We start from the raw sequence: 12453 nt of genomic DNA, 5'->3' as shown, positions 1-12453 counted from the left end.
GCTGCGCCGGGTGCTGCACGCGCTGGACCCGCAGCAGGGCATCGACCTGCTGCTCGACCGGTTGCGCAAGACCCGGACGAACATCGAGTTCCTGATGCAGATCGCCAAGACCACGCCGGGCGCCGACGACCGCTGAGCCGGAGGTGCCCGCCACGGTTGCGGGCCGGCCGGGCTGGGCATTCGCCGGCCCGGCCCAGCGCCGGCTGGCCGTCACCGCGGCGGTCCTGGCGCTGCTGGCGACGGTAATCACCGTCAATGCAGCGCGGGCCCATCCCGAGCGACGAGTCCGCACCATCGTGCTGCCGGCACCGCCGGCCGCGGTGTCCGTGGACGCCAGCGGCTGCCCGGTGCGGGCCGACTGCCGGGTGGCGCAGCGGGCCATCGGGCTGGACGACGCCTTCACCCGGGCCTTTCCCTCCGGTGAGGTGCTCAGCGTGCAGGCCACCCTGGACCTGCGCACCAGCTCCAGCTACCGCAAGAGCCTGGTGGGGCTGATCGAGGACGGTTCGACGGTGAGCCTGGTCTCGCAGTGCGTGCCGGGCGCACCCCGCCCGCCCGGCCGGCTGGACCGCTCCAGCACCGCCTTCACCGACCTGGCCGGAAACAGCGTGATCGCCTACCGGCAGCTCAGCGTGCTGGTGCCGGGCCTGCCCGGCTGCGGGGTGGCGCTGCTGCTGCGGACCCGCGGCGCGGCCATCCGGTTCGAGCAGGCCGCCCTGCGGCTGGCGCGCGACCCGGCCGTCCAGTTGCCGCTGCCATGACCGGGCCGTCGCCGTCATGACCGGGCGCCAGGGCCGGCAGCCGGAGGATGCCCGGCGCCCGGCCGGCACCGACCACTCCTGGGCCGACGAGATGGTGCTCTTCTCCGGCGAGCAGCCGGTGGCCGGTCCCCGGGCGGGAACGCCGGCCGGCCCGCCGCGGCTGGTGCCGACCTGGCTGGTCGCCGGCGCGGTGCTGCTGGCCTGCGTTGCGGTGGCCCTCGCCGCGCTGTGGTGGCAGCACCGGTCCCGGGTGATCGAGGTGACCCGGCAGATCCGGCCCTACCTGCCGGCCGGGCCGGACGCCGCCGGCTGCCCGAGCGGCTCGCACTGCCAGGTGCGCTCGGACTTCGGCCAGTCGCTGAGCGTGCAGGCCCGCCGGCTGTTCCCCGACGCGACCGTGCTGAGCTCGGTGTCGGTGACCAGCCGGGAGACCGGGCAGACGGTGCAGACCACCATCGTGCTGCAGACCCCGTCCGGGCTGGAGGTCTCGGCCACCGCCCAGTGCGTGCCGGGAGCCGCCCCGATCCCGCCCCGGGCCGCCCCGTTGCCCGTGGTCGGCCCGGCCCAGGCCGACTTCGTGGTGCCCGGCACGCCCGGCTGCAGCGTGGCGGTGACGGCCCAGGTGCCGCGTGCGGTGCCGGTGCCAGCAGTGCTGCTGGAGCGGCTGGCCGGCGATCCGCAGGTCCAGCTCGGCCCGTAGCGCCGCTCAGGCCGGCGGTGCGGTGCGGCGGTAGACCCGGCACTCCCAGGCCCGCAGCCACAACTCGGCAGACCTGGCCGGGGCGGGCGCGTCCGGCGGCGACCCGATTGCCTCGCCGGTGGGGTAGTTGCCGAGCAGCAGCTCGGCGCTGGCCCAGTCAGCCGCGTCGGGCAGTGGCACCGCGACGTCCGCGGCGCTGAAGTTGCCCAGCACCAGCCACTGCTCGGCGTCCAGTTGCCGCAGGAAGGCATAGACCTGTTCGTGGTCGGGCAGCAGCATCGTGAAGCTGCCCCGGGCCACGACCGGATGGGAGTGCCGCAGCGCGATCAGCCGCCGGTAGTGGGAGTACACCGAGTCCGGATCGGCGTATTCGGCCTCGGCGTTGACGGTGCGGTGGTTCGGGTTCACCCCGATCCACGGTTCGGCGGAGCTGAACCCGGCGTGCGGGCCGGCCGTCCACTGCATCGGGGTGCGGGCGTTGTCCCGGCTCATCCGGCGCAGCGCCGCCAGCACCGTGCTGTCGTCGGGCTGCCGGCCCGGGCCGGCAGCGGTCACCGCCGTGCCGCCCGCCGTCTCGTCGGCCAGCGGGTCGCCGGGTTGCGGTGCGCCGGAGCCCTCGCCGGCCAGCGCTGCCGCGTAGTAGTTCAGCGACTCGATGTCGCGGAAGTCGGCGATCGTGCCGAACACCCCGTTGGTCATGCCCAGTTCCTCGCCCTGGTAGACGTAGGGCGTGCCCCGGTGCAGGTGCAGCACGGTGCCCAGCAGAGTCGCCGACCGCACCCGGTAGCGGTCGCTGTCGTCGCCGAAGCGCGAGACCACCCGCGGCTGGTCGTGGTTGTTCCAGTACAGGCTGTTCCACCCGACCTCGGCCAGGCCCGCCTGCCAGCGGCCGAAGCTGGCCTTGAGGTCGACCAGCCGGAACGCCGTCGGGTGGAACTTGTCGATGCCGTGGTCGATTTGCACGTGCTCGAACTGGAACACCATGTCGACCTCGTGCCGGTCCGGGTCGGTGAACAGCCTGGCCTGCTCCACCGTCACCCCGGGCATCTCGCCGACCGTCAGCAGCTGCGCGTCCCGGCCGGCGAACACCTGGGCATACATCTCCTGCAGGAACTCGTGGATGCGCGGGCCACAGATATAGAACGGTGAGCCGTCGCCGAAGCCGCTGGAGCCGACGGAGCCGACTATGCCGTCCGGCAGCCGCGGGTCCTTGGAGATCATGTTGATGACATCCATCCGGAAGCCGTCCACCCCGCGGTCCAGCCACCAGCGCATCATCCGGTAGACGGCCGAGCGCACCTGCGGGTTCTCCCAGTTCAGGTCCGGCTGCTTGCGGGAGAACAGGTGCAGGTAGTACTCGCCGCTGGCCTCGTCGAACTGCCAGGCGGAGCCGGAGAACGCCGAGGCCCAGTTGGTCGGCTCGGCGCCGGGCGCGCCGGCGGCCATCCCGGCACGCGGGCCGCGCCACCAGTACCAGTCCCGCTGCGGGTCGTGCCGGCCGCGGCGGGACGCTTCGAACCACGGGTGCTCGTCGGAGGTGTGGTTGACCACCAGGTCCAGCACCAGTTTCATGCCGCGCCGGTGCACCTCGGCCAGCAGCAGGTCGAAGTCGGCCAGCGAGCCGAACACCGGATCGACGTCGGTGTAGTTGCTGATGTCGTAGCCGGCGTCGTCCTGCGGCGAGGGGAACATCGGCGACAGCCACAGCACGTCCACTCCCAGGTGCCGCAGGTAGTCCAGCCGGGCCAGGATGCCGGGCAGGTCGCCGATGCCGTCGCCGTTGGCGTCGCAGAAGCTGCGCGGATAGATCTGGTAGACCACCGCTGACTGCCACCAGGTGGCCCGGCTGCTGGACACGAGAGCCTCCCGACGCCGACGGCGGACTGACCGCGCCGCGCTGCCCGGCGGGGCGGGACTGCGAATCTACCCGGGAAGAACTTGTGCATTCCGTCCCCTGCCGCTGGTACCGGCCGCGGTCCTAGACTCCAGGGATGGCCGCAGGTGGGACGGACCGCCCGGCGCTCGAGGCCGAGGCGCCGCTGTCGGTGCGGGTGCCGCCGTACCAGCCGGCCCTGCTGATGCTGGTGGTGTGCGCCGCTGCCGCCCTGGTGCTGTACGGCCATCCATCCGACACGGTCCGCTACCTGGCGCTGACCGCCGGCGCGGTTGCCCTGCTGCTGGCGGTGTTCGCGCTGCGGATGTACCTGATCGCCGATGACGAGGGCATCGAGGTCCGCTACCTGTGGAAGCCGGCCTGGCTGCCCTGGTCGCAGGTCGCCCGGGTCGAGGTGGTGTCAGGCGTGCGCGGGTCCGATACGGTGCGAGTGGTGCGGCACGACGGCAGCTATGTGGATGTGCCGCCGTCGTTGTTGCAACCGGCCGTTCCGACGTCCAAACCGAGGGCGCTGGCCCGGCTTCACAGTGTCGGCAATCAGATCGAAGCCCGGCGTATCAGGGGGAGTCGTCATGATCGATACTAATGTGGTGCCACTGGCGACGAGGAGGTAACGGTTAGGCATCTTATCTCTGTCGATCCTCGGCAATCACTGTGTTCGATGTCATTCTGCAACTGCCTGTAAGCGCTTAAGAATCATCGTCGGAAGGACAGTTTTAATGAGTCCCAAGGTCGCCATCGGTGCGGTCTCCCTGCTCACTGCGGCTGTGGTTCTGGCCGGGTGTAGCAGCAGCAACGACAACAAATCGGGTGCCAATGCGGGCGCGGACGCCCGTGGTCCGATCACGTTCGTCACCGGCAAGGACAACAGCGGCCTGATGCCGCACCTTGCCAGTGAGTGGAACGCCAACCACGCCAACGAGAAGGTCACGATCAAGCAGCAGTCCGATCAGGCCGACCAGCAGCTGTCCGACCTCGAGCAGCACTTCCAGGCCAAGGACCCCGGCTACGACGTGGTGACCGTCGACGTGGTGTGGACCGCCGAGTTCGCCGCCAAGGGCTGGGTCATCCCGCTGGAGGGCAAGTACGCCCTGCCGACCGACAAGCTGCTCGGCCCGACCGTGAAGGCGGCGACCTACAACGGCAAGCTCTACGCCGCCCCGTACGCCTCCGACGCCGGCCTGCTGTACTACCGCAAGGACCTGGTCTCCAAGGCGCCCACCACGTGGGACGAGATGATCGCCGCCTGCAAGGCGGCCAACACCTCCCCGACCATCACCGGCAAGACCCCGGCCTGCTACGCCGGCCAGTTCGCCAAGTACGAGGGCCTGACGGTGAACGCCTCCGAGGCGATCAACACCGCCGGCGGCAAGATCGTCGAGGACGACGGCAAGACGCCGGCCGTCGACTCCGCCGAGGCCGCCAAGGGCCTGAGCTTCCTGGTCGACGGGTTCAAGCAGGGCTACATCCCCAAGGAGGCCCTCGGCTTCCAGGAGACCCAGAGCCTGAACGCCTTCCAGGCCGGCCAGCTGGTCTTCATGCGCAACTGGCCCTACGCCGACGCGATCCTCGCTGGCACCGGCAGCAAGGTCGCCGGCAAGTTCGACATCGCGCCGCTGCCGGGCCTCAACGGCCCGGGTGCCTCCAGCCTCGGCGGTCACAGCGTCGCCATCAGCTCCTACTCCAAGTACAAGGCCACCGCGCTCGACTTCCTGAAGTTCGTCGAGAGCGAGAGCGTCCAGCGCTACAACCTGACCCAGGGTTCGAACGCGCCGGTGCTGGCCTCGCTGTACGACGACGCCGAGCTGGTCAAGAAGTTCCCGTACCTGCCGGTGCTGAAGGAAGGCATCCAGAACGCCATCCCGCGTCCGGCGACCCCGTTCTACCCCGCCGTGACCGAGGCGATCGAGACCAACGCCTACGCGGCCCTGCAGGGCACCACCTCCGTCCAGGACGCCCTGAAGAACCTCTCGGCCGCGATCCAGACGGCCACCGCCGGCTGATCCAGGCACTCGCCGGCCGGCGGGGCCAGGTGCGCACCATCGCCTGGCTCCGCCGGCCGGCACCGCACCATTCCCTAAACCTGGGAAAGCTGGTTCTCTAGTAAGACCGGGATGTCTTCCCTCAGTTCCACCGGGATGTCATAGCCAGAGGAGGCCCCATGACCCTCGCCGAACCGGCAGCCGGCTCCACCGCCCAAGGCTCGCCGCCCCCCGCCTCCCGTCCCAAGCGGAACAAGATCAAGACCGGCGAGGGACGCCTGGCCTTCTTCCTGGTCACACCCACCATCGCGCTGCTCGGCCTGATCGTGGGCTATCCCATCGTCAAGGCCATCTACAACGCCTTCCTGTCCGACAACCAGAAGATCAACCCGGACACCGGGCTGCTGGAGCAGGCCGGCGCCTGGACCGGCCTCACCAACTTCAAGCACTGGCTGCTCGAGCAGTGCCCGTCCGGCACCGGCACCACCATCAAGTGCCCGCCGGGCAACATCGGCTCGCAGTTCTGGGACTCGGTCAGCGTCACCGTCGGGTTCACCGTGGTCACCGTCGCGCTCGAGACCGTGATCGGCATGATCTTCGCGCTGATGATGAACCGGGCCTTCCGCGGCCGGGCGCTGGTGCGGGCCGCCATCCTGATCCCGTGGGCGATCCCGACCGCGGTCACCGCCAAGCTGTGGCAGGTGGTCTTCGACCCGCAGGGCGTGCTGAACAAGCTGCTCGGCACCCACTTCGCCTGGACCAGCGAGAAATGGCCGGCCCGCTCGGCAATTGTGATCGCCGACGTCTGGAAGACCACGCCGTTCATCGCGCTGCTGATCCTGGCCGGCCTGCAGGGCATCAGCGCCGACATCTACGAGTCGGCCAAGGTCGACGGCGCCAACGCCTGGCAGCGGTTCTGGCGGATCACCCTGCCGCTGGTCAAGCCCGCGCTGGCCGTCGCGGTCATCTTCCGCACCCTGGACGTGCTGCGGATGTACGACCTGCCGGCCATCCTCACCGGCGGCGCCAACGGCACCACGACGCTGTCGATCCTGGTGGTCAAGCAGCTGCACAGCGGCGTGTACTCGGCCTCGGCACTGTCGACCATCACCTTCATCTTCATCTTCGCCATCGCCCTGGGCATGGTGAGGCTGTTCAACGCCAATATCGTCGGCACCCCGGGAAAGGGCGGTAAGTGACATGACTGCCGTCGCGCACGGTTCCACCGCAGTTGGCGCCCCCACCGAGGCCGTCGCCACCCGCCGCAGGTCCAATTTCAACCGCGGCAACGTCGGCACCATGGCGGTGATCGTGCTGATCATCGTCTGGTGCCTGGCGCCGTTCTACTGGATGGTGGTGCTGGCCTTCCGGGACACCGCCTACACCTTCGACACCACCCCGTGGTTCACCCACGTCAGCTTCGAGAACTTCCGGTACGCCTTCGACACCACCGACAACAAGTTCGGCCGGTCGCTGATCAACAGCCTGTTCATCGGCTCGGTGGTGACCCTGCTGGCCATGATCATCGGGGTGTTCGCCGGCTACGCGATGGCCCGGCTGTCCTTCCGGGGCAAGGGCCTGATCCTGGCCGCCATCCTGGGCGCGTCGATGTTCCCGGGCGTGGCGATCCTGACCCCGCTGTTCCAGCTGTTCGCCGACTGGGGGATGCTCGGCACCTACCCGGCGCTGATCCTGCCGCAGATCTCGTTCTCGCTGCCGCTGGCCGTCTACACCCTCACCAGCTTCTTCTCCGACATGCCGTGGGAGCTGGAACAGGCGGCCCGGGTGGACGGGGCCACCCCCGGCCAGGCGTTCCGGCTGGTGATCTTCCCGCTGGCCGCGCCCGCGCTGTTCACCACCGCGATCCTGGTGTTCCTGGCCTCCTGGAACGAGTATCTGCTCTCCAGCGTGCTGTCCAACGGCGTCAAGAACGTGGAGCCGTCCACGGTGGCGCTGGCCAACTTCACCGCCGGGCCGCACGTGGTGCCCTACACCCAGACGATGGCCGCCGGCGTGGTGGTCACCGTTCCGCTGGTGATCGTGGTGCTGCTCTTCCAGCGCCGCATCGTCAGCGGCCTGACCGCCGGTGGCGTCAAGGGCTGAGCCCGCGCCGCTGACCGCACGCCCGTCCCCGCTGCCCCACGGCAGCGGGGACGAGCGCGTTCGCCGGGAATGCCGGCCACCGCCCCGGCGTTTGGTAGGCGTGCCCGCAACTGGCACACTGTCTGGTTGACGACCCGGCTCCGGTTCACGTCCTGCTTCGCCCTGCGGTTCGGTACGGCGAACAGATCGCTTCTCAGTCGATCTGTCAGGGCGACCCGGCGGCCATGATCGGCGCCGAATGCGGCGTCAGAAGAAGGGAACCACCGTGAAGGACGGCATCCACCCCGCGTACGTGGTCACCGAGGTGACCTGCTCGTGCGGTAACACGTTCACCACCCGCAGCACCGCCAAGAGCGGCACGCTGCACGCCGAAGTGTGCTCGGCCTGCCACCCGTTCTACACCGGCAAGCAGAAGATCATGGACGTCGGCGGCCGGGTGGACCGCTTCGAGAAGCGCTACGGCAAGCGCCAGCGCACCACCGCCTAGCTACCTCGACGGCGCCCTGGGCGTGCCTGACCGGCACCCCGGGGCGCCGTTTTCTCTGCCCGGACCAGCCCGGAGCCGTACCGCCGGCCACACTGACCCGGAACCTCTCGACCCTCTTCGACCCAGGACGGAGCCATGGCTCACCAGAGCGACGGATCGGCCACGCTGTCCCAGCTGCTGGCCGAGTACGCCGAGACCGAGACGGCGCTTTCCGACCCGGCGGTGCACGCCGACCAGTCCACCGCCCGCCGGCTCGGCCGCCGGTTCGCCCAGCTCGCCCCGGTGGTCACCGCGTCCCGGGAGCTGGAGCGGGTCCGGGCCGACGCTGCCACCGCCCGCGAGCTGGCCGGCGAGGACGCCTCGTTCGCGGCCGAGGCCGAGGAGCTGGAGAACCGGATCCCGGAGCTGGAGGACCGGCTGCGCGAGCTGCTGATCCCCAAGGACCCCAACGACGTCAAGGACGTGATCCTGGAGATCAAGGCCGGTGAGGGCGGCGACGAGTCGGCCCTGTTCGCCGGTGACCTGCTGCGGATGTACCTGCGCTACGCCGAGCGGCAGGGCTGGCAGACCGAGATCCTCGACGACGAGGAGACCGACCTGGGTGGCCACAAGTCGGTGACCGTCGCGGTGCGCTCGCGCAGCGTGGAGCAGCCGGTCTGGAGCCGGCTGAAGTACGAGGGCGGCGTGCACCGGGTGCAGCGGGTGCCGGTGACCGAGTCCCAGGGCCGCATCCACACCTCGGCGGCCGGCGTGCTGGTGCTGCCCGAGGCCGAGGAGGTCGAGGTCGAGATCGACCCGAACGACCTGCGCATCGACGTCTACCGCTCGTCCGGCCCGGGCGGGCAGAGCGTCAACACCACCGACTCGGCGGTCCGGATCACCCACGTCCCGACCGGCACCGTGGTCTCGATGCAGAACGAGAAGAGCCAGCTGCAGAACCGGGAGGCGGCACTGCGGGTGCTGCGGGCCCGGCTGCTGGCGCACGCCCAGGAACAGGCCGACCAGGACGCCTCGGACGCCCGCCGCTCCCAGGTGCGCACCGTGGACCGGTCCGAGCGGGTGCGTACCTACAACTTCGCCGAGAACCGGATCGCCGACCACCGGGTCAACTTCAAGGCCTACAACCTCGACCAGGTGCTCGACGGCGCCCTGGACGACGTCATCGACGCGCTGACCCGGGCCGACATCGAGGCGGCCCTGTCGTCGGATGCGGGTCCGGCGTCCGGCGCCTGATGCAGCCGCAGGCCCACACCGAGCTGGCCGCCGCCACCGCCCAGCTCTCGGCCGCCGGGGTGGGCCCGGCCCGGGTGGAGGCCGAGCTGCTGCTGGCCTTCGTGCTCGGCCGCGGCCGGAGCGGGCTGCTGGCCGGCCCCACGGTCAGCCCGGAGCAGGCCGCCCGGTTCCGGGGGCTGGTGGGCCGGCGGGCGACGGGGGTGCCGCTGCAGCACCTGACCGGCAGTGCGCCGTTCCGGCACCTGGAACTCGCCGTCGGCCCGGGGGTGTTCATCCCCCGGCCGGAGACCGAGCTGCTGGTGGAGCTGGCCGCCGGATGGCTGCTGCCCGGTGCCACGGTGGTCGACCTGTGCGCCGGTTCCGGCGCGGTCGCCCTCGCGGTGGCGAACGAGTTCGCGCCGGCCCGGGTGATCGCGGTGGAGCGCTCGGAGCCAGCGCTGCGCTGGCTGCGCCGCAACGCCGCCGATCGGCAGGCCGCCGGCGACCGGCCGGTCGAGGTGGTGGCCGGCGACATCTCCGACCCGAAGCTGCTGGCCGACCTCACCGGGACGGTGGCGGCGGTGCTGGCCAACCCGCCCTACGTCGCCGAGTCGCTCCGGGACCGGCTGCCGCCCGAGGTGGCCTCCGACCCGGACGAGGCGCTGTTCGCCGGCCCGGACGGGCTGGCGCTGATGTCGGCGCTGATCGCGCTCGCCGGCCGGCTGCTGCGGCCGGGCGGGCTGCTCGGCATCGAGCACGCCGAGGACCAGACCCCAGCGCTGCACGAACTACTGGCTGCCGCCGGGGACTGGGACCGGGTGGCCGGCCGGCCGGACCTGACCGGCCGGCCACGGTTCAGCCTGGCGATCCGCCGCTGACCCTGGGCCGGCGGCGGGACGCCTCAGCTCAGGGTCACCACCGGCTCGCCGGCCGAGGTCAGGCCGTTGCCGGTCCGGGTGCAGGTGCCGCCCCGGATCGCGCCGCCGTTGTAGGCCTGCCGCAGGCAGTTGCGCAGCGCCAGCTGGGCCCAGTAGTTCGGGTGCAGCGACTCCTGCACGTAGTACGGGCCGAACGCGGCCGAGACCGTACGGATGTTCTCGATCCACTCGCTGGCGTCCACCGCGCCGGCGCTGCGCCAGCTGGCCAGCGAGGTCTCCTGCAGCTTGTGCACGCCGGTCTCGCACAGCCGGCGGCCGTTCAGCAGCCCGCTGATGTTGACGATCTTGATGTTGGGCAGCCCGGACTGGGCCGCGGCGTTGGTCACCGCCGCGTTGATGGTGGGCAGCGCGGTGGCGTTGGACCAGTCGGCGTCGGCGTTCCAGAACCCGCAGCCGCCGGTGTTCTGCCGGGTGTAGCCGGACTCGGTGTAGCGGATTCCGGCGCCGCCCGGTAGTGGCGACGGGTAGGTCTGCAGCACCAGGCTGTAGTCGCTGGTCAGGTAGCCGTTGCGGGCCAGCGCGGTGTTGACGTTCCTGAGCGCGTTGGCGATCCGGGTGGTGACGGCCGTGACGTTGGCGCTGGTGAAGTTGGCCGTCACCGAGGCGTCGTCCTTGCAGTAGTCCTTCCACCAGGTGGGTGAGGCCAGGAAGTCCTCGACGCAGGTCTGCACGATCGAGCCGAAGTTGAAGTCGTTGCCGCCGATCGAGACCACCACCATGCCGACCCGGTGGGTGGCGGAGAAGTTCTGCAGCGCCAGCGCCTGGCCGATGTGGCCGGCGCCGTCGTCGTAGAAGTCCAGTCCGGGCTTGAAGTCGCTGTCGGAGGAGTACGGCGAGGTGGCGGACTTCGCTCCCGAGCAGGCCAGGTTCGCCGAGGCGAGAGTGCCGAAGCCGATCTCGGCCGACTTCGACCGGTGGCAGCCGACGGTCGACTCGCCGGTGCCGGCGTCGTAGTAGGCGCCTGAGCCGAGCGCGTCGGTCTGGCTGGAGTCGCTGGAGTTGCCAGCCCACCGGCCGGCCTCGCCGGAGATGTAGGAGTCGCCCAGGCTGACCGCCCAGGTGCTGCCGGCCGGAACGGCGGCCGGCCGGGCCTTGGTGGCGGTCGCGGGACCGGCCAGGGCGACCAGTGCCCCGGTCGCGGTGGCGGCGCCGGCCAGCAGGGCGGCCGCCCGCTGCCAGCCCCGTCGCCGGAGTAGTCGGAACGGGACGGGACGGGCAGCAGGGAGCATCGAGGGTTCCTTCCGGACGGCACGGGGGACAGGGAAAGCAGGGGAGACAGCGGGGGAGCGGGAGGGTGCGTAGCGGCGCCGACGACGAGGGACTCGGCTAAACAGTGCGATCCTGGCAGTCCGGGCGCCGGCCGGCCACTGGAAGCGGCGGCTGCGGCGGCCGAACAGGCGTGCGGCAGGATGGTCAGCCATGAGCGACCTGCTGGACTGCACCGATCCCGCCACCCGGCCGCTGGCGATCACCGCCGCGGCGCGCGCGGTGAGCACCGGTTCGCTCGTGGTGCTGCCGACCGACACGCTGTACGGCATCGGCGCCGACGCCTTCAACTCCGCCGCGGTGACCAGCCTGCTGGCCGCCAAGGGCCGGGGACGGGACATGCCGGTGCCGGTGCTGGTCGGCTCCTGGCACACCATCGACGGCCTGGTCAGCGCGGTGACCGGCGCCGCCCGCGACCTGATCGAGGCGTTCTGGCCCGGCGCGCTGACCCTGGTGGTGGAGCACGCGCCGTCGCTGGCCTGGGACCTGGGCGATGCCCGGGGCACGGTGGCGGTCCGGATGCCGTTGCACCCGGTGGCCCTGGAACTGCTCGCCGAGACCGGCCCGATGGCGGTCTCCAGCGCCAACGTCACCTCGATGCCGCCGGCGGTGACCGCCCAGCAGGCCTACGAGCAGCTGGGCGAGTCGGTGTCGGTCTACCTCGACGGCGGCGAGGCGCCGGCCGGCCGGCCCTCGACCATCGTGGACCTGACCGGTCCGGAGCCGGTGCTGCTGCGCGCCGGGGCGGTCAGCGTCGACCGGCTGCGCGAGGTGATCGGTGGGTTCGACGGCGAAGCCGGCTGAGTCGGCTGAGTCGGCTGAGTCGGCTAACCTTTTCCTGCGAGCCTCTTTCCTTACGAGGCGTTGCGGGTGGCCAGCGAAGATTCGTCCATCCCGATCTCAGCCGAGGGAGCGTCGAGCAGATGCCTGAGCAGTACTGGGGACCGGATTTCGAAGCGCTGCAGAAGATCGACCCCGAGATCGCCGGCGTGGTGCTGGACGAGCTGGACCGGCTGCGCGGCGGCCTGCAGCTGATCGCGAGCGAGAACTTCACCTCGCCGGCGGTGCTGGCCGCGCTCGGCAGCACGCTGAGCAACAAGTACGCCGAGG

Annotated in this window: 12 protein-coding genes and 1 pseudogene; 11 read left to right on the top strand and 2 right to left on the bottom strand. The window is 70.9% G+C overall.

The annotated features are described in order from the left end of the window. Window positions 1-143 precede the first annotated feature (143 nt). Together VLJ82_RS11090 and VLJ82_RS11085 are read left to right on the top strand one after the other, a co-directional pair. Window positions 144-761: a hypothetical protein gene (locus tag VLJ82_RS11090; protein WP_408663409.1), complete on the top strand. Its 618-nt coding sequence runs from the start codon at window positions 144-146 to the stop codon at window positions 759-761. A gap of 16 nt (window positions 762-777) precedes the next feature. Next, entirely contained in the window at window positions 778-1461 is a 684-nt protein-coding gene (locus VLJ82_RS11085; protein WP_408663408.1) for a hypothetical protein, read from the top strand. A gap of 6 nt (window positions 1462-1467) precedes the next feature. Here VLJ82_RS11085 and VLJ82_RS11080 read toward each other — a convergent pair whose 3' ends face one another. Further along, on the bottom strand, window positions 1468-3318 hold the full coding sequence (locus VLJ82_RS11080) for a glycoside hydrolase family 13 protein (RefSeq protein WP_408663407.1): 1851 nt from the start codon (window positions 3316-3318) through the stop codon (window positions 1468-1470). A gap of 134 nt (window positions 3319-3452) precedes the next feature. Here VLJ82_RS11080 and VLJ82_RS11075 point away from each other — a divergent pair, with 134 nt between their 5' ends. The 7 genes from VLJ82_RS11075 to prmC all read left to right on the top strand — a co-directional run bounded on the left by VLJ82_RS11075 (window position 3453) and on the right by prmC (window position 10017). After that, window positions 3453-3941, top strand: a complete 489-nt coding sequence (locus tag VLJ82_RS11075; protein WP_408663406.1) for a PH domain-containing protein — start codon at window positions 3453-3455, stop codon at window positions 3939-3941. A gap of 133 nt (window positions 3942-4074) precedes the next feature. Further along, window positions 4075-5358 (top strand): ABC transporter substrate-binding protein, encoded by a 1284-nt coding sequence (locus VLJ82_RS11070; RefSeq protein ID WP_408663405.1) that lies wholly within the window; start codon window positions 4075-4077, stop codon window positions 5356-5358. 158 nt (window positions 5359-5516) lie between these two features. After that, window positions 5517-6536: a carbohydrate ABC transporter permease gene (locus VLJ82_RS11065; RefSeq protein WP_408663404.1), complete on the top strand. Its 1020-nt coding sequence runs from the start codon at window positions 5517-5519 to the stop codon at window positions 6534-6536. A gap of 1 nt (window position 6537) precedes the next feature. Then, window positions 6538-7440 (top strand): carbohydrate ABC transporter permease, encoded by a 903-nt coding sequence (locus VLJ82_RS11060; protein ID WP_408663403.1) that lies wholly within the window; start codon window positions 6538-6540, stop codon window positions 7438-7440. 265 nt (window positions 7441-7705) lie between these two features. Beyond that, window positions 7706-7927, top strand: a complete 222-nt coding sequence (gene rpmE, locus VLJ82_RS11055; RefSeq protein WP_408663410.1) for a 50S ribosomal protein L31 — start codon at window positions 7706-7708, stop codon at window positions 7925-7927. A gap of 135 nt (window positions 7928-8062) precedes the next feature. After that, complete coding sequence (gene prfA, locus VLJ82_RS11050; protein WP_408663402.1) at window positions 8063-9160, top strand: peptide chain release factor 1; 1098 nt, start codon at window positions 8063-8065, stop codon at window positions 9158-9160. After that, window positions 9160-10017, top strand: a complete 858-nt coding sequence (gene prmC / locus VLJ82_RS11045) for a peptide chain release factor N(5)-glutamine methyltransferase (RefSeq protein ID WP_408663401.1) — start codon at window positions 9160-9162, stop codon at window positions 10015-10017. Before prfA ends, prmC begins: the two co-directional genes overlap by 1 nt. Window positions 10018-10040: 23 nt before the next feature. On the opposite strand, the gene VLJ82_RS11040 is transcribed toward prmC, so the two are convergent. Beyond that, window positions 10041-11306 (bottom strand): hypothetical protein, encoded by a 1266-nt coding sequence (locus tag VLJ82_RS11040; RefSeq protein WP_408663400.1) that lies wholly within the window; start codon window positions 11304-11306, stop codon window positions 10041-10043. 190 nt (window positions 11307-11496) lie between these two features. Between VLJ82_RS11040 and VLJ82_RS11035 the strand changes: the two genes are divergently transcribed. Together VLJ82_RS11035 and VLJ82_RS11030 are read left to right on the top strand one after the other, a co-directional pair. Continuing rightward, the gene (locus VLJ82_RS11035) at window positions 11497-12147 is read left to right on the top strand and encodes an L-threonylcarbamoyladenylate synthase (RefSeq protein ID WP_408663399.1); all 651 of its coding nucleotides are present in this window, start codon (window positions 11497-11499) and stop codon (window positions 12145-12147) included. A gap of 119 nt (window positions 12148-12266) precedes the next feature. Further along, window positions 12267-12453 (top strand): annotated as a pseudogene (locus VLJ82_RS11030) (serine hydroxymethyltransferase); the annotation flags it as partial.

Source organism: Jatrophihabitans sp. (assembly GCF_035474675.1).
Lineage (GTDB): Bacteria > Actinomycetota > Actinomycetes > Mycobacteriales > Jatrophihabitantaceae > Jatrophihabitans_A.
This window is presented reverse-complemented; position numbering and strand designations above follow the sequence as displayed.

What these genes read in the sequence shown, in the direction of transcription:
- VLJ82_RS11085 (WP_408663408.1), top strand. Translation starts at nt 778, where the DNA reads ATGACCGGGCGCCAGGGCCGGCAGCCGGAGGATGCCCGGCGCCCGGCC.
- VLJ82_RS11075 (WP_408663406.1), top strand. Translation starts at nt 3,453, where the DNA reads ATGGCCGCAGGTGGGACGGACCGCCCGGCGCTCGAGGCCGAGGCGCCG.
- VLJ82_RS11070 (WP_408663405.1), top strand. Translation starts at nt 4,075, where the DNA reads ATGAGTCCCAAGGTCGCCATCGGTGCGGTCTCCCTGCTCACTGCGGCT.
- VLJ82_RS11065 (WP_408663404.1), top strand. Translation starts at nt 5,517, where the DNA reads ATGACCCTCGCCGAACCGGCAGCCGGCTCCACCGCCCAAGGCTCGCCG.
- VLJ82_RS11060 (WP_408663403.1), top strand. Translation starts at nt 6,538, where the DNA reads ATGACTGCCGTCGCGCACGGTTCCACCGCAGTTGGCGCCCCCACCGAG.
- prfA (WP_408663402.1), top strand. Translation starts at nt 8,063, where the DNA reads ATGGCTCACCAGAGCGACGGATCGGCCACGCTGTCCCAGCTGCTGGCC.
- prmC (WP_408663401.1), top strand. Translation starts at nt 9,160, where the DNA reads ATGCAGCCGCAGGCCCACACCGAGCTGGCCGCCGCCACCGCCCAGCTC.
- VLJ82_RS11040 (WP_408663400.1), bottom strand. Translation starts at nt 11,306, where the DNA reads ATGCTCCCTGCTGCCCGTCCCGTCCCGTTCCGACTACTCCGGCGACGG.
- VLJ82_RS11035 (WP_408663399.1), top strand. Translation starts at nt 11,497, where the DNA reads ATGAGCGACCTGCTGGACTGCACCGATCCCGCCACCCGGCCGCTGGCG.